Raw genomic sequence first — 18401 nt, 5'->3', positions numbered from 1 at the left:
TGTCAGTAGTTGTCATCATTGGCGGCTTTCAGGTAGCGGTCTTCGGGTGCGGGCTCAGCCGAGCGCGCCAGCGTGCTGGAGGGGGTGCCGCCGGTACTGGTGTAGGCGTTGGCCGACATGGGCACGTCGATGCGCACGCCCTTGGTGATCACCACATCGACTTCGCGGCTGGCATCGATTTCAATCACCGGAAACGTGTTCTCGGCGAGCTTGATGTAGTACTGGGCCAGTCGGTCCAGGGCCTTGCCGACACCGGTGCCGATGCCTGCGCGGTAGGCGTCACTGCCGCTGCCACCGTTGCTGGCGATCGTGCCCAGGGCAGAGGTGCTGTAGGTGGTCGATGAAGTCGCCAGGCCCTGGCCGATGCCACTGACCACGCCTGCCAGCAGTGCATTGGCCAGCATCTGGCCTTGTTTGGTGACCAGTCGCCCGCGCATGCCCACCTTGCCGTCTTCGCCATAGACGCTGCCCTGGATCTTGACTTCCAGCGTGGCGCCGTCCGGGCGGACACAGGACAGGTTCTCGGTGCGCAGATAGGCTCGCTCCGAGCTGATGTCGCCGTAGCCTGCGGCGATCACGAAGCAATCGCGGTATTCCCCCCGAAAACGGTTGGGCAGGACGGAGTTGTCCGAGAGCCGGATCAGGACAGGATGCGGGTTGGACTGAGCCTGCCCGCCCGTGGGTGCATCCAGGCCACCAAGCAGGGTGCCGCGCGTGAAGCTGACGGGCAGGAAGGTTGAGACGGTTCGGGTGTCAGCCGTTGACGGTGATCCGGGTGTGGCATTGTTTGTGGTGCTTGCCGTGGCGCCTGTTGCAGTGGCCTTGGCCGTTTCCCGGTCCACCAGAGAAACGCGGGTCAACACCGGGGCATCGAGCGGCCTGTCCTGCGGTGCCATGCCCGGATCACCGAGGGGCATGGCACCTGCGGGCGATGTGCCGGGCGGCAGCGGTGGGGGAATGTTGATGCTCTGCCCATGAGGATTTGCATGGGGCAGAGCGGTGGACGCCGGAGGTGGTGGAAGGGGCAGGCTGGATGCCGGTGGCATCGTTGGGGGCGCGGGCGTGTTTGACGCTGCCGCAGCGTTGGGTGCCAAGGACATGCTGGCAGCCTGGCTGGCCGAGGTGAGTTTTTGCTCCAGTTCGGCAAAGCGTTGCATGGTACGGGCCTCGAAAGCTTGTCGGTCCTTGTTGAGCCGGGTCTGCTCATCGCGCTCGTTCTCGTACTGCGCCAACTTGCGCCCTGCGGTGCCCACCCATTGGTCTACCGGGTTGACCTGCTGTCCCGGCGGCATCACCCCGATGTTTGTGACCGTGGCAGGCTGCGCGCTGCCGTTGTTCTTGGCGTCTGCGGTGGGCGAGCGCGTGTCGGTGAGGGCGAAGATCAGCCACAGCAGGCCGACACCACATACCAGGATGGCGGCCAGGGTGACGTACTGGCGTTGCCGTGGAGACAGCCTTTGAAGGGCACTGCCCACGGCCCCCTTGATGCGGTCGAGCAAGCCGGTGACGCTCCCATTGGCTGCTTGGTCGAAAGGCGTGTTCATCGCGTGGCCTCCTGCCGGATCACGAACACATTCGTGGTCTCTCCGGGTTGCAGGTTGTAGTTCTCGATGGACACGCCCATGACCTGGGCACCTTCGCGGTCAAATTCCTGCTCGGCCAGCACCATCAAGGTCGGGCTGATGTTTTGCAGCAGGTATTTCTCGCCGACCAGGCCTCGCCCTTCATAGCGACGCATCAGGGAAAATCTCGCTTCGAGCCACAGGGGGACGAGGCGGTTGACCTCCTCAACGCGCACCTCGGGAGGCACTCGGTCAGAAGCCATCGCCACTAGCAAGGCCTTCATGGCTCGGATGTGGTTGGCCGAAGTGCCCAATGACATACCCGAGGGACTTGGGTTCGCGTTGTCCAGCTTCAGCAGCCTGGCACTGGGATCCCGGATGACGATGGTGTCTGCGGGGGTGTCCGAGCGATGCAGCAGCAGGGTGTAGGTCGCCTGGGCGCTGGAGACGAACAGGTTGATGGGCTTGCTGGACTTGCCCACGGGGCGGATGTAGACCTCGCCCTTGTCCTTGTCGCATTCGAGGACCAGTTCACCCGTGGGGTTGATGGCCGGACTGTTCTGGCTGTTGTTGGGGGGTGGGGTTCCGTTGGCGCAGTTGCTCGAATAGATGTTGCCGAACACATCGGTGATGGGCGCGCCATCGATGCGGATGCGCGTGGGCTCCTTGATCGACACCATGGCCTCAACGGAGACGCCGTCGCGGGCTTCAACCAACTGGAGCGCCCTGACGAGGCTTGGTGCCGTTGCCATCCCAACGGCTGTCACCAGGGCCAGCAGCAGGTTTGTCAGCGAAGTGGAGGGCTGCTGGCGTCGCTTGAAATCAGCTCGCATTGGGAACCTCCTTGAAGGTCTTGAGGTGCATGCGTGCCCCGTTGAAACTGAACTCGATCAGGTAGGCCTTGAGGTCGTTGGCGGTTTCGAAGCCATTGACCAGGGTGCGCAGTCGGCCACGCACCACGACGCTTTGCTTGTCCTCGCTGGGCACCAACTGCTGCGGCATGAACATCGTGCTGGCGTTGATGCGCTTGAGCCGCTCGGCCTCGACCTCCTGCCGGGTCTTGAGCGGGCCGTATTGGTCGGGCTCCACATAGCCGAGCAGGATGTTTTTCTTCCAGTCGATCGATGAGGGCGTGACGTCCAGCACCAGCCAGGCCATGAAACCACCCATCTGCTCCAGGTATTCGCCACTGGCCTTGTCTCGGCTGACCCAGAAGGTCTTGTCGATCGTGGGTGGCACGACCACCGTGCGCACCGTGCCAATCAGGTTGAGGATGACGAGCAGTGCCACAACATGCCCCGAAGCCAGTACGCCCACCGCGAGCCCCAGGCTGCGGTTGCGGCGACGCATCTCCTTGATGTCGCTGTTGAGTCGCTCGAAGTCCATGGCGTGCTCCAGACTCAGCCGACCATGCGGCGGATGTGCGAGGGCGGGGTGGCGCGCATCGCGGTCATGGGGCTGGGCGGCAGGTGCCAGTACAGCCAGTGCATCGCGAAGGCCTGGTGCTTGTCGGCCTTGATGCGGGCGATCCAGCGCGACAGGAAGATCCCCGCACCTGCGCAGGCCGCAAAGGCCAGCTTGGTGCCCGACAGGTAGCCGACAAAGAAAAAGAAGATCACCGGGGCGGCCACATCGATGTCCCAGAAGCCGATCTTCCAGGGGTCATCCAGGCGACGGGGGATGTAGGTGTCGGCTTGCATGTCAGGCTCCTGCAGGTTTGGGCTGACCTCAGACGACGGCGCCCATGATGGCGCCCGCGATCACCAGGCCTACCGCACCGAAGATGGCCAGGCCCACGTAGAACAGCACCGGCCCGAAATTGCGCAGGGCCGACAGCGAGATCAGGGCGACCACGAAACCGACGAAGCCGACCAGGGCCTTGACGCTAGGCCCCAGCGCGGAGATCTGGGCGAGGGCGGATGTCAGCGGCCCGGTGATGCCGGTGAACGCCACCAGGTCGAGGGCGAAACCAGGCATGGACAGGCCCAAGCCCAGGGTGAGCATGGCCAGCGCCGAGGCCACACGCCAGCGCTTGTGTGTGGGCTTGCCGGTGACTCGGGCACTGGATGGGTTGCTTTGCTGATCATCCTGTTGGACAGTTTGACGAACAGGGACGAAGGGATGGATGATGGCTGTGCGCATGGGAATCTCCTGGCTGGGTTGCGCGTCAAGGCCTGACGCAGGCGGGGGCGATCCTGCGAACGTGTGAGCACGTCTCAGGAGGGGGATGCGGTGGGCGACGGGCTCACGGGTGAGGGCCATTGGTGTGTCATGGCCCACCCTCGGATGAGGCTGTGAACACGACCTCAACGCGACGATTGCGGGCTCGGCCCTCAGGTGTGTCGTTGTTGGCGATGTAGCAGCACAGGCCTCTGGCATCGATGCGGATGTCATTGGGGTGTGAGGGACTGATGCGCTTGATGTGATCTCGAACGGCATCAGCCCGAGCTAGCGCGATGGCCTGATTGGGCGCATCAGGGCCGACGTTGTCGGTGCGTCCCACGATGAGCACACGCTGGGCACGTCCCAGGGCTTTGGCTGCGCTGTTCAGCAGGGTCCGGTGTACAGGTGTCAGCACCGCACTGTCGGTTGCAAACTCCAGGACCAGCACCTGAGGCTTGTGCAGCGGGGCAGGCTTGGTCACTTCAGTTGGCGCGACGGATGCAAGGGCGCGCGCGTTGCCTCGCATCGAAGGCTGCGGCTGTGCATCGGCCACAGCCAGCGTTTTGGGTGTGGTGGTAGGACAGGCAGGCTCGACGCACTGGGCAAAGTACGCGTCGCGGCCACGTTCAAGCTGCGCGATGTGTGAGGCGTTCCGCTTAGCTTGTGGTATCGCGGTTGCATGGCCCTGCTTGGCGGGCAAGGTGCAAGACGAGAAGGCAAACAGAATCACCGCTGCCGAGGCGCTGGTCATGGCGAGGTCCTGTACCCGCGTCATGGCGACACCCGAGCGGCAAGGATGAAGAGGGGCTGCTTTGCCTCTGATCGGCTCTGCGGCCATACGGCGGTTGGCTGTGGGGACTGGATTGCCGAGGCGTGCAACTGCCGATAGACCTTCCAGGCGTAGCGTCTGCGTGCGCTCTGGCAGGCCACTCCCTTGAGTTGGGTACACGCTGCGTTGTAGGCACCCACCCCATCCCAGGTCAGCCCTTGCTTGGCCAGGGTTTGGGCAAGCAGCCAGGCGCCCACATGGATGTTCGTGCAAGGGCTGTACAGGTCGCTTTCGGTGATGCCGAACCGTGCCAGCGCAGGCAGGTTCGAGCTGTTGATCTGCATCAGCCCGATGTCATAGCTGCCCGTGCGTTGGCGGTGGCTGAGGTTGATTGCATTTGGATTGAGGTGCGACTCGACCTTTGCAACGGCATAGAGCAATTGCGATGACACGCCATATCGATGCGCCGCCTCGTCCCAGCAAGCCAGGGCGTGTGCCGGCAGGCTCAGCAGCGCAAGACATCCAGACAAGGGACCCCATTGCATGGCGCACTCCAAACAAGACCGATGAATCCGCCAATGCACGTTGCGCGGCGGGACGGATGGGGTGAGACCGGCACGGTGCCGATCAAGGTCTTGTTCAGGTCTGCCGTGGTTGGACGACCTTGGCGTGGTCAGGGCACGTGAATCGTTTGGAGATTCTTCATGCCATGTGCTGGTCAGAGCGCTGGGCGGTCGATGGCCTCAGCGGGTCTGTGTGGCGTGCTCTGGACGGAAGCGCTGTGCCATGTTGATGCGAGCTTGTTGAAGGACGCTGGCGCCGGTCTCATCCGCCTGTTGACACAGCGCCACGCAGGCGGTGGTCAAGTGGTCGAGCTGGAACTTCGGGTTGGGGTGCCGATTGGCGGGTGAGCGCTGCAACTCAAGGAGCAAGTCGTACTGCGGTCGCCACATGGCTTCCCGACGACGAGGCGTATTGGGCGAGCGGGCCACAAGCTCGGTTCCGAGAAAGCTGAAGATCTGTCTTGCCGCTTCGGGGCCGGAGAAGACCTGGGAGACGCAGGCACTGATCAGGTCAGGAAATCGAAAGATCGGGCCGACGTTGCGATCGGACTTGAGCACGCCATAAAGCCAGACATGTTCTTCCAGCCACAGCCGCGTTTCGATGACGTCGGACGGCTGGGATTCCACTGTTGCGGTGTGTCGAGAGTCCTGAAATCCGGGCGGTGCAGCGGTGAGCATGGTGCGTACCTCTGTTCTCTGATTCGGCAATCGCTCGGATGAGCGCATGAGTACAGATTAGGGCCAGGGTACAGCATGGTCACGGGTGAATGCGGGCTTTGTCATGGGGATTTCGGCTCCAGTTCATAGCGAGTACTGACGCGGTACGGCCAAGATGGAGGAGTTCAATTTCCGCGAGACAAAAAAAGCCCGCCGATCAGCGGGTGATCAGCGAGCACAAGACGCATCGCTGTCATCACGGTGCGCCACCGGCTCAGGGAGGAAACGCCGGGCCGAGGTACGAACCTGCAGCAGCCAAATGATAAGGGGATTGGCGGCGATGTGGCCTGAGCACGGGTGTGCCCAGGCCATAGAGCAAGCGTTGCCATGTGCAAGTAGCCAGTTTTCCCATTCAAATTCGGGGAGGGCGCTCGCATTTCTGTCAATGCGCGCGGCGTGGAGACGCCGGCAAGGCCAATGGCTCATGCACTGCAAATGGGCCATCTGGCCGACACCTCAAGGGTGGTGGCGAGATCCAGTTCTACGAGATTGGACCAGCCATGCAGCAACGAGAAAAGCCTCTGAATTGCGGCGACGCCAACAAATGCATGGACAGCCAAGAGCCCGAGCGCATTTCAGCGTGAACTGGCTGCCAAATGCAAAGCACCACGCTTCTGCGCCACCCTATAGTTTCTGCGGGAGGCGTGGGAGAGGGGCTATCTACCAAGGCCATGTACCGAATCGATGTGCTGGTGGCCGGTTTGCGAGGGCTGTTGATTCCCGTTGCTCAGTTCTTTTAGGATGCCGCAGTCGGCTGATTCCTTGGCCTCACCGCACTGGGAACGCAAGCTCTCCAACTGTGCCTTCAGGGCCACCAGCTCATCAATTCGCTGGGTGACATGGCCAAGGTGCTCATCGAGCACCCGGTTGGCATCTTCGCAACTCTGGGAGGGCTTGTCCTTCAGTCCAAGCAAGACACGAACCTCGTCGAGGCCCATGTCCAAAGAGCGGCAGCGCCGTATGAAGGCCAGTCGCTCGACGTGCTGAACATCGTAGATGCGATAGTTCGTGACTGTGCGCGCGGGCTCGGGCAGGAGTCCTTCCTTTTCGTAGTAGCGAATGGTCTCCACCTGGGTGCCGGTGAGGTTGGCAAGATCGCCGATTTTCATTGAACGCCTCTCTGTTTGATGAAAGCCAGTGGCTTAAGCCTTCGGGGTGTCGGACGGGACGGGTGCCAGCGATTCCGGCTGATTGAATGCCAGCAGGCGCAGCGCATTGATGACGACCAAGAGGGTGGAGCCTTCGTGGAAAAGCACGGCTGTGCCCATCTTCATACCCAGGATCGTGGATGGAATCAGCACAGCCACCACGCCCAGGCTCACCCACAGGTTCTGGCGGATGATGCGGCTCGTCTGGCGGGACAGGCCGACGGCAAAGGGCAACTGGGCCAGGTCATCGGCCATGAGCGCCACGTCGGCTGTTTCCAAAGCCACATCCGAGCCAGCGGCGCCCATGGCGATGCCCACCGTGGCATTGGCCATGGCAGGCGCATCGTTGACGCCGTCGCCCACCATCGCGACCTTACCAGCGCTCGACCGGAGGTCCATGATCGTCTTGACCTTGTCTTCCGGCATCAGGTCGCCCCGCGCTTCCGTCAGTCCCACGCTCTTGGCAACGGATTCGGCAACCTTCTGGTTGTCTCCGGAGATCATCACCAGACGCTCGATCCCCAGTTTCTGCAGGGACTTCATCACTTCAGCAGCAACTGGTCGGGGCGTGTCCATCATGCCCAGCGCCCCCAGATAGCGTCCGCCCATTCGCACGATCATGGTGGTCCTGCCGTCGGCCACCAAGCGTTCGTTGGCCGTCTTCAAGTCAGCCGGTACGGCTTCGCCTTTGAGTTCTTCGAACAGAACCGGCTTGCCGATGTACACCTCGTCGCCACCGATTCGTGCCTTCACACCTCGGCCAGTGATGCTTTCCAGGCCTTGGACCTGGGGTGCGGCATGGCCATCACCCAAACGCTGCTTGGCGCCCTCCACCACGGCGGAGGCCAGCGGGTGATCGCTGTGCTCTTCCACGGCCAAAGCGATGGACAGCAACTCCTTCTCGTCGACGCCTTGAGCGGCCACGACATCCGTCAGGCGAGGCTTGCCTTCGGTCAGCGTGCCGGTCTTGTCGAAGGCGATGGCCGTGAGCGTGCCCAAGTTCTCCAGCGGGCCACCGCCTTTGACGAGGACACCACCTCGACCCGCGCGGGCCACGCCGCTGAGTACAGCGCTTGGAACCGAAATGGCCAGCGCGCAGGGACTGGCGGCAACCAACACCGCCATGGCTCGGTAGAAGCTCGCGGAGAAGGGCTCGTCAACAACTACCCATGCGAACAGCAGCAAACCCACGAGCGCCAGGATGAGGGGTACGAAGACGCGTTCGAATTTTTCAGTGAAGTTCTGAGTAGGGGAGCGTTGGGTTTCGGCCTCCGTGACCAGTTTGACGACGCGTGCCATGGTCGACTCGCTGGCCTGCCGCGCAACGACCACTTCGAGCGCGCCCGAGCCATTGATGGTCCCTGCGAAGACGCGGTGCTGCGGCGGCAACTTGTCGAAGCCTTGCAACGCGGCCTGCGCGTCTTGGACAGGCCGCTTGTCCACCGGAACGCTTTCGCCTGTCACGGGAGCCTGATTGACGCTGCTTTCGCCCAAGACCACGAAGCCATCCGCGGGCAACCGTTCGTTCGGTCGCACGACGACGGTGTCGCCCACTTGCAGTTGGGCCACGGCGATTTCTTCTTTCTTGCCGTCGCGCCGACGCAATGCCACTTCAGGGGCGAGTTTGGCCAGCGCCTCGATCGCCTTGCGGGCCCTGCCCATGGCGTAATGCTCAAGCGAGTGCCCCATACTGAACAGGAACAGCAGCAAGGCACCCTCGAACCATTGCCCGAGTGCGGCTGCGCCAGCGGCGGCCACCAACATCAGCATGTCAATCTCAAAGCGCTTGGCCTTGATGTTGTCGATGGCTTCCAGCAAGGTGAAGTAGCCGCCAAACAGATAGGCCATCACAAAGAAGGCCATGCTCACGGTTTCCGTGGCCAGCTTCTGTGATTCCAGCACCCATCCGACCAGCAGCAAGGCTCCCGCGATCGCGGCAAAGATCAGTTCTGTTTTTTCACCGAAGAGTCCACCGGAATGGTCATGGCCTTCATGAGCACCTGATGCATGCTTGCCGTGCTTCTCGTCACCATGCGAATGATCATGGCCGTCACCATGCTCGTGCGCATGATCTGTGTGGTCGGACACCGATGCGAGCTTTTCGGGATGGGAATGGGACTGATGGTCATGTCCATCATCCTTGATGGACGTTGATGAACCAGGTGAGAGAGAGGCGCGGTCTTCGATGCCGAAGCCGCTGAGCATCGTGCGCAAATCCTTCTCTTCGACCTGTTCCCGATCGAACTCGATGCGGACGGAACCCGAGGCATTGACTTCGGCTTCGACGACGCCTTTCAGGACCTTGAGCTTTGCCGTCAAAGTTCGGGCTGCGCGGGGATGTTTCGTTCCCGCTCGCAAAAGCATGTGGCCAAAACGATCAGTTAACTTGGCGCCAGCCCCACGTGCGATGTCACGCACTTTGCCCAGGGAGATGACATCTGGGTCGTAGTGGATGCACAGCTCAGGAGTGCCCCCGGTGGCCGCATCAGCGACGTGAGCAGCGGCGATGCCTTCACGCGATTCAAGTGTCTGGATCAGGAGCTTGACGCAGCGATCCCTGATGTCCGGGAGACTGGGCAGCAACAGTGGGATTTCCAATCGAAGCTTTTGAGGCTGGGTCATTTTCGCGACCTTTCTTTTTTGATGGAAGCGGAATCAGAGACGCGCCCTTGGGCATAAGCGATGAACGAGCCGTATCCTGGGGAAGCGGCCTTGATCAGGACGCTCCCAGGGATGAGTTGAATCCATGGCCGGCATCTCATGGGGTGTTGCCCAACGCATCCCGCTTGCGCAACGGCGCCAGGCAGTTTTGAATGTTGACGTAGACGAGGTCGTCGGCCTGGAGGTTCAAATCATTGGGAATGGCCGAGATTCGCCGGGCCTTGTTCCTCGGACTACCGCGCACGTTGTAGGAAACGACGGCGAACCGGGTATAGGGCGGGTTAGGACCCAGTTCCGAGCGGCAGTCCGTCTGTAGGGTCTTCATGGGCGAATCGATGCCACCCACTTCGACCACACGAGCCTTGCGCCAGCCTTCCTTGCGGCCGTAAGTGTCGGTGTCCATGCTGGTGCATCCAGTCGCCAGCAAGGCCAGAAGCAGTGATACCCAAGGCAGTGACTTGATCATGAGAGTTACTCCAGATAGAGAGATCTACGAAGGACCAGGATTGCCTTTGGCGCGTGAAAAGCGTTCTGAGCGCGGCAGTAGTCCTTCGACCAGTCCCGGAGGGAGGCCGACAAGGCATGGCAATCAGTGGGTGATGGCACGTGGCGCATCGAGTCCTCCAGTTGAACAAAGTCAGAACTGGTGGATCCAGCGGCGCGGGAAGCCTGAGGCTGTTGGTTTCAGCGGGGAGAAGCGCTCAGCTGGATCAACTGGGCATACGCCAGTTGGGCTTCTCGGGCGCCTCTTCGAATACCCATGCCCGCGAGCACCGCGGTTCAGGCAAGGCGGTCGAGCTGGTCAGCGGAGCATCGAAGAAATGGAACTCAACCACGGGCGTTGGAACGCTCACATGGCAGTATGGGCAATCCGTATCGGCCTGGCCTTTGTCGGCAACTGACTTTCCGTGCTCCACCGATTTGCCACTGTCCTGGTGCTGATGCACGTGATGCCCGAAGTGGTCGGCGGCAGGGCCGGTCTCATGCGCACAGGCGATGCCAGCCGCCGCCCAACTGAGTTGGAGCGGAAGGACAAACACCAGGAACAAGATCAGCCAGCGGCGCATGGTTGGGCAGTATAGGGAAAGGCGAACAATGGTGCTGAAAGGCCAAGCGGACAGGCAGTCAACAAGCCATGTCAGCGCGTACCTGCATTAGAAACCCTGTAGTGGGTACAGAGTCAAGCGCTATCAGCGTGTCCCTCCCGTCATGGAAGCTTGCCGGAATTCCTTGTACTCATCCTCATAGGCCTGCAAGGCCAACTGATAGCGGATCGCGTTGTCGGCGATTTGCCCACGTTCGACGTCCATGTCCACGGTATTGCTGTCCAGGTTGTTCTGGAGCGGAACGCGGTAGACAAGCGCCACCGTGCTGTTGAATATGCTTCCTGATGGTTGCGGCAACTGCGACAAGTGTCCCGCGGCCGTCTTTCGAAGGTCACTGGGATCGGTGCCCTCTGAGTGCTGGTTGTTCACCGCGTTCCGCAGGCTGGTCCGGAAATCGAGGTCTTTGGCCTGGTAGTGAGGGGTATCGACGTTCGCGATGTTGGAAGCCAGTATTTCCTGCCTCTTGGAACGCAGCAGGATCGCGTGCTCTTTGAAACCGTCCTCCTCCTGTTCCCCAGAAGGATTCGTCGGTGGAACCACTGGAGGCGTCAAGCGGGGCGATGGCACCGCCGGCGTGGAGGGCAGTGGCAGATTCATGGAGATGGGTTTGATCATGATGCGGTCTCTGGTGTTGAATCGGATGCCGGATCGAAGATTGATGCTCAGCAGGCACAAGGAGGTCGGTTTGGCGGTAGCACAAACCTGACAGTCACTGGACGGCGGCCCTGGAGGTGCAACACGGCGGTGATCCTGGTTTCTGGAGGTAGCTCGAAAATGCCTTGAGGGCCGAGCAAACCGCTGTGGGGGCTTACCGCCGCGCTGCGCCTGCCGTGCGGACCATCCCAGCTCAAAGTGGCACGCGCGATGTGCAGGCCGGCGGTCATGGCTTGACCGCACAATCGGAAGTGCAGGGCTGAGCGTTGGAGCATCAACTCGCAGACCAGCCAGGAGACCACCGCGCGCATCAGTTCATCTGATGTGGTGCTGGATCCTGAAGGCTGAACCTGGGCTGCCACCTCCGGCGCGCGCCATGAATGGGCCGTAAACGGAGCTTCATCATTGGCAGCGAGACGCGCAGCCACGACCCGGATGCACAGCAAGGAGCCGAAGGATCGGAGCGTCGTGTACCTCATGGCATTTGCTCAGGGAGTGAGGGGCATGCCATCCACAAACGGGTGGAACGTATGCTCATGGCCTTCTTCCTTTGGCTTTGCCGTCTTGTTTTCCAGCGGGCGGCTGACCATGAGTACCCGATGCCGTGCCGGTCGAATTCGGTGGCGCTTGCCGTTCCGAAAATCGTTTGCCGTTCAGTCGATGCCGGAGAGCATCGGTGTACTTGGGCTGTGAGGTTGGTGTCACCTTGGGAGGGTGATGCGCCAGCCACCAGGCAAACAGAAGCAGTGCAAGCACCCCACACAGTCCCAAAGCCAACCACACCAGGCCCAACTCCTTGTGGGTGAAGGGCGTGGTCATGTAAGGGCCCCTTGCGCGCGCAGGACTGGCCGCTGCGCTCCGGTGGCTACGGGCGTTGTCTGGATGGATGCAATCAAGGGCAGGTGGGCACTACCGCGTCTGCCATGGCAAAACATGGGCACGGCCAATGAACTTCGCATCGAATTCTCCAAGCGTGATGGGAGGAATTCGACGAGCAGAAGCCGTCAGTTCATGACGGATTCATTCGAAGCGTATGGAAGCCAGGAATGGACGAACTGCTCGCCGATTTACAGCGAGGATGTCCAATTGGGGCGTTCGAGACGGCGGCGATCGGCCGAGGAATACGCAATCACCGGTGCACGGTAGAGGGAAGTCTCGACGGAGGTCGGTGTCACCGTGGTGTGCTGGGGCAGCAGCTGGGGCATCTGGAGATGGCAGAGGCCGCAATCCTGGTCAAGCTGCAATGACAACTTGCCTTTGCCATTGTCTTGATCGGCTCCTACCTGCGCCCTGTGTTCATGCGCATGGTGCCCGAAATGCCCGGCCGCACTGCCAGTCTCGTGCTGGCAATAGGCCGCGGCCGCAGCATATCCAAGCTGCAGCGGCACAATCAACAACAAGAAAATGGCAATCAGGCGGCGCATCGCAAAAATGTATCACCATCAAATGGGTGTGCCAAGGATGGATGACGAGACATGAGCATGCAGATGCCCACTATTCCCGTCACCAAAATCGCTCCGGCAATGCCAGCACATCAATCGAACAGTCTCCTCAGAAAACTGCCTCCATGGCTGGAGCCATGACCAGACTTTTGATGGCCGCCGCCATGTTCACGCCGACCATGGTGTTCACCACGTCCTGTCGAAATGCCGGGATCCATGTGGGCCTGCGTCGACACGGGGTCGCGCTGGCTCTGTTCAATGATTTTGTCCAACTCTCCTCGGTCCAGCCATACGCCCCTGCATTGCGGGCAGTAATCGATTTCGACGTTCTCGCGATGGCTCATCGCAAGTTGAACGGTTTTGCAAGCGGGGCATTGCATGAAGATTCCTTTCTTTGATCAGACGGTGTCAATTCAGCGCATCAAACCTTGAAGTTGCATTAGCCTTGGCTTATGCACGGTTCATATCAACTGGCGATGGCAAGGACGTTGATCCAATGTGGCGTGCCATAGAGAAGAGGGGAGCTGGTTGTCAGCCATGATTCGCTTGCTTCGAAACCAGCCTGACCTAGGGCGTTTAGAACCTCCGAGAGACGGTAGTACACATAGTGTCGCCCATCCTCGATGCAGCGTTCTCCTTGTCCCTCTTGAAGAGCAAGGAACAACGTTCCGCCAAACACGAGTGCTTGGTGCAGGCGCATCAGTACTGGAACGAGTTGCGCCCTTGGCAGGTGGAGCAGGGAAGCGCAAGCCCAGATGCCATCGAAGCTGCGCTCAAAGGCAATGTCTTCGAGACGAAGCACCATGCATTCGGCGCCAGAGTAGGCATAAGCGAGGCTGGCCATGGCGACTGAGGAGTCGATTCCAAGAGCGACATGGCCTGCACGCTTGAAGGCGCGAAGATCCCTGCCTGAACCGCAACCCGCATCCAGGATACGTGCTCGTCGAGGCAGCTTCGCCAGGAAGCGTTCCCTGGGTGCGGACGTGTCGGCATCGAAGGTGAGGGAAAAATACTCCTCCGCCTTGTCCTCGTAGAAATTGCCTGTGGTCGACATCAAGCTCTTGTTCCTCGAATGCGGTCACTGTTCGGGCGCTTCGAGCATGTAGCCCATGCCTCGCACCGTGAAAATCATCTTCGTCTCTTGCCCTTCATCGATCTTGAGTCGCAGGCGACGCACGGCCACATCGATGACGTTGGTGTCGCTCCCGAAGGGCATGTCCCATACCTGGGAGGCGATCAGTGATCGCGGAAGGACTTCCCCTTGGCGACGCATCAGAAGTTCCAGCAGGCCGAATTCCTTGGGCGTCAGATCGATGTGGGTCCCTGCACGGTGCACGCGGCGGCGCAACAGGTCCAACTCCAGATCACCGATGCAGATCGAAGGGAGGCTGCTGGCGTCGACCGTGCGTCCACGCAGGATGGTCCTGATGCTGCACAAGAGTTCCGAGAAGGAGAACGGCTTTTTGAGGAAGTCTTCAACGCCACGCTGGAGCGTGTTGACGCGGCACTCATGATGGTCGCGTCCATTCAAGAAAAGCACGGGAATCAACGAATCCTGACGCCGGAGCGCCTGCAGCAGTTCACAGCCTGTCATGCCTTTCAGGGCGGTGTCGATGATCAAGAGATCGAACATTTGCAGCGATGCCAGTTTCAACGCCTCGATGCCGCTTTTGGCAAGGTCGACGGCGAATCCGGCCTCGCTCAAACCTAGGCGATAGTGATCGCCAGTCTTAATGTCGTTTTCGACGACCAATATCTTCGCCTGCACACTTGTCATGTTTGCGAAGTGTGCCGATGAATACCGGCCTGAACCAAACATGACGAAAATGTAATCTTCAAGACACCGCCTTGAAAGGCTGGGAGCCGGAAAATCTATAGTGCCTTCAGCCTTCAGCCTTCAGCCTTCAGCCTTCAGCCTTCTGGCATGACATTGGATTCAATTCGAACCAGATCGGCATATGCCTTGCCGATGACACTCGTTGTCATTGCAAAGGAGCCATCATGGGTGCCACTTCCAAACATGCCAGGACTGTTGCGAAGCCTCAAAAAGATCGCGAGCCGCAGCGCAACTACGCTGTCAAAGACGAGGGCGTAGAACCCCAAGTCGACAATCCCAAAGCGGCGCCGGATCGGCATGCCCACAGTGTGGAGGCCAGCAATGTGGACGGGCATGTGGCTCAGAGCGAGACCGAGCAACCTAGACAGGCTTGATTCATTGCCCTGTGGAAAAATTCACAACAATCTTCGCGAAAGGTGTTGACTCTGTAGCCGCTACAGGGATTCAAATGGATTCAAAGAGATTGGATCTTCTATCGACGGACATGCCAGGCAACTTCCTTCACGTGTATTTGTCAGGCGCAACTCATTTCTGATCCACAAGGCATTTTTTTCAACCTATACTTGCCGCGCCATGCGTCGATTGCTTTGCTTGTTCCTGCTGATTTGGTTTCCGCTCCAGATGTCCTGGGCTGCGGTGGCCAGCTATTGCCAGCATGAAAGCAACCCTGCCGCGCAGCGCCATTTCGGGCACCACGAGCACAACCATCTTGATCCGCAACGTGGGGAGCGCCCTGGCGATAAAGCCGCAAAGGACAAGAGCGGTAGCGACAAGAAGGCCAGTGCCGACAACGACTGCACTGTCTGCCACATGAGCGCTGCCTCGCCGGTCAGTGAGACGCACACCCCTCAGGTGGCGTCCAGCAGGGAATGGTTTGGCCACTCGATCGAGGGCTACGCCTCCAACATTCCAGCGGGACCCGAGCGTCCCGACATACGTCTCGCCGTTTGATTCGGCGAGACGGCTGCTGCGCAAGCTTTTTTCCTGTCTTCAGATAGTGAGGCCACGGCCTCTCTCGCCGGATTCCTTCTTGTTGTTGTTCCCACAACCCGGAGAATTCGATGTACAGGCACATGGTGCCGATGACGACGTTCGCGTTGGTCACGGCCACACTTTTTTCTTCCGCCACCTTTGCTCAAGTTAGCCCGTCCAATTCGGATGGGCAAGCCGTGCACAAGGCGGTGCCCGTGGCGCAGCCCTTGACGCTGAGCGAGGCCATCAGGCTGGCGCTTCAGTTCAGTCCTCAAATCGTGGCCAACCAGCAGGAACTGGCAGCCAGCGAAGGGGCCGTCATTCAAGCGGGTGCACGTCCCAATCCTGAAGTCCAGGCACTGCTGGAAGATACGCGGCGAGACAGCCGGACGACCACGGTGCAGTTGAGCCAGCCCATCGAGCTGGGCGGTAAACGGTCAGCGCGGATCTCGGTCGCCGAGGCCGCGCGGGCTCAAACCGCCGTGGACATCGAAGGGCGTCGCGCGCAGATCAGAGCGGATGTGGCCGATGCATTCTTTGCTGCCGCCATCGCTCAGGAACGGGTGAAGCTGGCGCAGGCCTCCGTCGACTTGTCCATGCGAGGCACGGATGCGGTCTCCAAGCGAGTCCAGGCCGGCAAGGTCTCTGCAATGGACGAGACCAGGGCGAAGGTTGCTCACGCTGGTGTCCGACTGGAACTGCTTCAAGCGCAGAGCGAACTCCGATCCGCTCGCCAAGGGCTGGCAGCTCTGCTGGGCCCAGCATCTGCCGTTCGTGCTCAGACACTGGTTTGGCAATCGGGTGTCCAGCCAGCCTCTCGCAATCTGGAGGCTTCTCAGTTGTCAGATGTGCCGGTGCTGCGGCAGGCACGCCTGGAGGTCGACAAGCGGCAAGCCATGGTCGAGCTTGAGGAGGCGCGCCGTGTTCCGGACGTGACCCTGACCTTGGGTGCCAAGCGGGATCAGCAGGTCGGACGCAATCAGGCTGTGATCGGCCTGGCCATTCCCATCCCTGTGCTCGATACCAACCGGGGGAACCTGCTTCAGGCCTTGCGCCTGCACGATAAGGCCGAAGCGGACTTCCAGGCAACGCGGATCCGCGTCGAGACCGAGTGGGTGCAATTGACGGAGCGTCAGCGCTTCGCCCAGGCTGAGGTGGACGTCCTGCGCAGCGAGGTACTGCCGGGCGCCGAGAGCGCGTGGCAGGCCGCCACGACCGGCTTCGAGCTGGGCAAGTTCAGCTTCCTCGACGCCCTGGATGCCCAACGGACCTTGCTCCAGGCCCGCGCCCAGTACCTGCGTGCGCTCAATGAGCTGTACCGCACCAACGCCAACATCGATCGCCTGCTGGGGACCAGCGGCGAAGAACAGACGACGTCCAAGCCATGAGAAAGCATCGCATGACACGCTCCCAATCACAACGCCAGGCTGGGCGCATCAGCCAAAAGCAACTCGTTGCCATCATCGCCATCGTTTTGGCGGGGTTGGGCGCCAGCGCATTTGTGCTGACGCGGTCTGCCAGCGCGCCTGCCGGCGAAGCGGCCGAGGAGAGCCATGGCCACGGTCACGGCGAGGCCAAGGGACACGATGACGCCGAGCACCACGGCGAGAAGAAGTCCGAGTCCGGCCACGACGAAGCCAAGGGACACGATGACAAGGAACATCATGAGAAGGCCGAGGAGCATGGGGCGCATGACAAGCATGAAGGCGAAACCGCTTCTGAAAAGGGCGCTGCCGCCGCCAACGCTGGCAAGCACGAGGAAGGCGAGGAAGAGCCTGTCTCTCTGAATGCTCAGCAGATCGCAGCAGCGGGCGTTGAAGTCCAAGCGGCCCAACCTGGCAAGATCCTTTCGACGGTGCAGCTGTCCGGCGAAATCAAGTTCAACGAGGATCGCACGGCACACGTTGTGCCCCGTGTCGGTGGCGTTGTCGAATCGGTGTCGGCCAACCTGGGGCAGCAGGTCAAGAAGGGCCAGGTCCTCGCGGTCATTTCCAGCGTGGTCCTGTCCGAACAGCGGAGCGAGTTGCAGGCGGCCCAGAAGCGCCTGACCTTGGCGCAGACCACCTACGACCGAGAGAAGAAGCTCTTTGAAGACAAGATCTCGCCGCAGATGGACGTCCTGCAGGCGACGCAGGCCCTGCGCGAAGCCGAGATTGCCGTCAACAACGCCAACCAGAAGCTCAAGGCATTGGGTGCCTCGCCTTCGGCTGGCGCATTGAATCGCTACGAGCTGCGCGCACCGTTTGACGCGGTCGTGGTCGAGAAGCACATCGCGCTGGGCGAGTCGGTCAAAGAAGACGCCAATGTGTTCACCCTGTCCGACTTGTCCACCGTTTGGGCAACGATCAACGTGCCTGCTAAGGACCTGAACCTGGTGAAGGTGGGCGAGAAGGTCACCGTGCGATCCAGTTCCTTCGACGCCACGGCCAAGGGCACCGTGACCTACGTCGGATCGCTGATTGGCGAGCAGACGCGCACAGCCACCGCCCGGGTGGTGTTGACCAATCCCGACCTTTCGTGGCGTCCCGGCCTGTTCGTCAATGTCGCGGTGACTTCCGGCGAGGCGGAAGCACCCGTGACCGTGACGGCTGGCGCGGTGCAGACCATGGAGGGCCGTCAAGTCGTGTTCGTCGAAGTACCGGGCGGCTTCCAGGCCAAACCCGTGGAAGTCGGCCACACCGATGGCAAGCGCACCGAAGTCGTCAAGGGCTTGAGCGCCGGTACCCGCTATGCGGCGACGAACAGCTTCGTCATCAAAGCTGAAATCGGCAAGGCTTCGGCCGAGCACGAGCATTGAGCGCGAGGTC

The 18401-nt window shown here is 60.9% G+C and carries 22 protein-coding genes; 3 read left to right on the top strand and 19 right to left on the bottom strand.

The window, feature by feature from the left end; genetic code table 11:
• Nucleotides 1-2 precede the first annotated feature (2 nt).
• The 19 genes from AC3WW4_RS11040 to AC3WW4_RS10950 form a co-directional block, all read right to left on the bottom strand.
• Nucleotides 3-1544: a TraB/TrbI/VirB10 family type IV secretion system protein gene (locus AC3WW4_RS11040; protein WP_488828452.1), complete on the bottom strand. Its 1542-nt coding sequence runs from the start codon at nucleotides 1542-1544 to the stop codon at nucleotides 3-5.
• The gene (locus tag AC3WW4_RS11035) at nucleotides 1541-2395 is read right to left on the bottom strand and encodes a type-F conjugative transfer system secretin TraK (RefSeq protein WP_230179379.1); all 855 of its coding nucleotides are present in this window, start codon (nucleotides 2393-2395) and stop codon (nucleotides 1541-1543) included. Before AC3WW4_RS11035 ends, AC3WW4_RS11040 begins: the two co-directional genes overlap by 4 nt.
• Nucleotides 2385-2948 (bottom strand): type IV conjugative transfer system protein TraE, encoded by a 564-nt coding sequence (traE, locus tag AC3WW4_RS11030; protein ID WP_109036397.1) that lies wholly within the window; start codon nucleotides 2946-2948, stop codon nucleotides 2385-2387. Before traE ends, AC3WW4_RS11035 begins: the two co-directional genes overlap by 11 nt.
• Nucleotides 2949-2962: 14 nt before the next feature.
• The gene (traL, locus tag AC3WW4_RS11025) at nucleotides 2963-3262 is read right to left on the bottom strand and encodes a type IV conjugative transfer system protein TraL (RefSeq protein ID WP_035033923.1); all 300 of its coding nucleotides are present in this window, start codon (nucleotides 3260-3262) and stop codon (nucleotides 2963-2965) included.
• Between the two features lie 28 nt (nucleotides 3263-3290).
• On the bottom strand, nucleotides 3291-3704 hold the full coding sequence (locus AC3WW4_RS11020; RefSeq protein WP_230179380.1) for a hypothetical protein: 414 nt from the start codon (nucleotides 3702-3704) through the stop codon (nucleotides 3291-3293).
• A 127-nt stretch (nucleotides 3705-3831) separates the two neighbouring features.
• Nucleotides 3832-4563: an OmpA family protein gene (locus AC3WW4_RS11015; protein WP_109036401.1), complete on the bottom strand. Its 732-nt coding sequence runs from the start codon at nucleotides 4561-4563 to the stop codon at nucleotides 3832-3834.
• Nucleotides 4497-5039 carry a lytic transglycosylase domain-containing protein gene (locus tag AC3WW4_RS11010; RefSeq protein ID WP_058085869.1) on the bottom strand — a complete coding sequence of 181 codons (543 nt, stop codon included), beginning with the start codon at nucleotides 5037-5039 and terminating at the stop codon, nucleotides 4497-4499. The genes AC3WW4_RS11015 and AC3WW4_RS11010 overlap by 67 nt, the downstream gene beginning before the upstream one ends.
• Nucleotides 5040-5237: 198 nt before the next feature.
• Complete coding sequence (locus tag AC3WW4_RS11005; protein ID WP_109036403.1) at nucleotides 5238-5735, bottom strand: hypothetical protein; 498 nt, start codon at nucleotides 5733-5735, stop codon at nucleotides 5238-5240.
• 695 nt (nucleotides 5736-6430) lie between these two features.
• Nucleotides 6431-6883: a Cd(II)/Pb(II)-responsive transcriptional regulator gene (gene cadR, locus AC3WW4_RS11000; protein WP_488828447.1), complete on the bottom strand. Its 453-nt coding sequence runs from the start codon at nucleotides 6881-6883 to the stop codon at nucleotides 6431-6433.
• Nucleotides 6884-6916: 33 nt separating this feature from the next.
• Nucleotides 6917-9544 (bottom strand): heavy metal translocating P-type ATPase, encoded by a 2628-nt coding sequence (locus AC3WW4_RS10995; protein WP_488828445.1) that lies wholly within the window; start codon nucleotides 9542-9544, stop codon nucleotides 6917-6919.
• A gap of 136 nt (nucleotides 9545-9680) precedes the next feature.
• A complete protein-coding gene (locus AC3WW4_RS10990) occupies nucleotides 9681-10049 on the bottom strand; it encodes a hypothetical protein (protein WP_488828444.1) in 369 nt (122 codons plus the stop codon).
• A gap of 244 nt (nucleotides 10050-10293) precedes the next feature.
• The gene (locus tag AC3WW4_RS10985; RefSeq protein WP_488828442.1) at nucleotides 10294-10650 is read right to left on the bottom strand and encodes a DUF2946 family protein; all 357 of its coding nucleotides are present in this window, start codon (nucleotides 10648-10650) and stop codon (nucleotides 10294-10296) included.
• Nucleotides 10651-10773: 123 nt separating this feature from the next.
• Nucleotides 10774-11304, bottom strand: coding sequence for a flagellar basal body rod protein FlgB (flgB, locus tag AC3WW4_RS10980; RefSeq protein WP_488828441.1), 531 nt, complete (start codon nucleotides 11302-11304; stop codon nucleotides 10774-10776).
• Nucleotides 11305-11877: 573 nt separating this feature from the next.
• Nucleotides 11878-12162: a hypothetical protein gene (locus AC3WW4_RS10975; protein WP_133611161.1), complete on the bottom strand. Its 285-nt coding sequence runs from the start codon at nucleotides 12160-12162 to the stop codon at nucleotides 11878-11880.
• Nucleotides 12163-12410: 248 nt separating this feature from the next.
• Nucleotides 12411-12767, bottom strand: a complete 357-nt coding sequence (gene czcI / locus AC3WW4_RS10970) for a cation efflux protein, CzcI family (protein ID WP_058085862.1) — start codon at nucleotides 12765-12767, stop codon at nucleotides 12411-12413.
• A gap of 110 nt (nucleotides 12768-12877) precedes the next feature.
• Nucleotides 12878-13129, bottom strand: a complete 252-nt coding sequence (locus AC3WW4_RS10965) for a TFIIB-type zinc ribbon-containing protein (protein ID WP_407638722.1) — start codon at nucleotides 13127-13129, stop codon at nucleotides 12878-12880.
• Between the two features lie 122 nt (nucleotides 13130-13251).
• A complete protein-coding gene (locus AC3WW4_RS10960; RefSeq protein ID WP_488828440.1) occupies nucleotides 13252-13839 on the bottom strand; it encodes a class I SAM-dependent methyltransferase in 588 nt (195 codons plus the stop codon).
• 24 nt (nucleotides 13840-13863) lie between these two features.
• Nucleotides 13864-14604, bottom strand: coding sequence for a winged helix-turn-helix domain-containing protein (locus AC3WW4_RS10955; protein WP_281262567.1), 741 nt, complete (start codon nucleotides 14602-14604; stop codon nucleotides 13864-13866).
• A 92-nt stretch (nucleotides 14605-14696) separates the two neighbouring features.
• The gene (locus AC3WW4_RS10950; protein WP_488828438.1) at nucleotides 14697-14957 is read right to left on the bottom strand and encodes a hypothetical protein; all 261 of its coding nucleotides are present in this window, start codon (nucleotides 14955-14957) and stop codon (nucleotides 14697-14699) included.
• Nucleotides 14958-15195: 238 nt separating this feature from the next.
• On the opposite strand from AC3WW4_RS10950, the gene czcI (AC3WW4_RS10945) reads away from it, so the two are divergent.
• The 3 genes from czcI (AC3WW4_RS10945) to AC3WW4_RS10935 all read left to right on the top strand — a co-directional run bounded on the left by czcI (AC3WW4_RS10945) (nucleotide 15196) and on the right by AC3WW4_RS10935 (nucleotide 18391).
• Nucleotides 15196-15573: a cation efflux protein, CzcI family gene (gene czcI / locus AC3WW4_RS10945; RefSeq protein WP_474378390.1), complete on the top strand. Its 378-nt coding sequence runs from the start codon at nucleotides 15196-15198 to the stop codon at nucleotides 15571-15573.
• 110 nt (nucleotides 15574-15683) lie between these two features.
• Nucleotides 15684-16982 carry a TolC family protein gene (locus tag AC3WW4_RS10940; RefSeq protein WP_474378389.1) on the top strand — a complete coding sequence of 433 codons (1299 nt, stop codon included), beginning with the start codon at nucleotides 15684-15686 and terminating at the stop codon, nucleotides 16980-16982.
• 11 nt (nucleotides 16983-16993) lie between these two features.
• Nucleotides 16994-18391 carry an efflux RND transporter periplasmic adaptor subunit gene (locus AC3WW4_RS10935; RefSeq protein WP_474378388.1) on the top strand — a complete coding sequence of 466 codons (1398 nt, stop codon included), beginning with the start codon at nucleotides 16994-16996 and terminating at the stop codon, nucleotides 18389-18391.
• Nucleotides 18392-18401 lie beyond the last annotated feature (10 nt).

The sequence above is a fragment of the Aquabacterium sp. TM01 genome (genome assembly GCF_057808345.1).
This window is presented reverse-complemented; position numbering and strand designations above follow the sequence as displayed.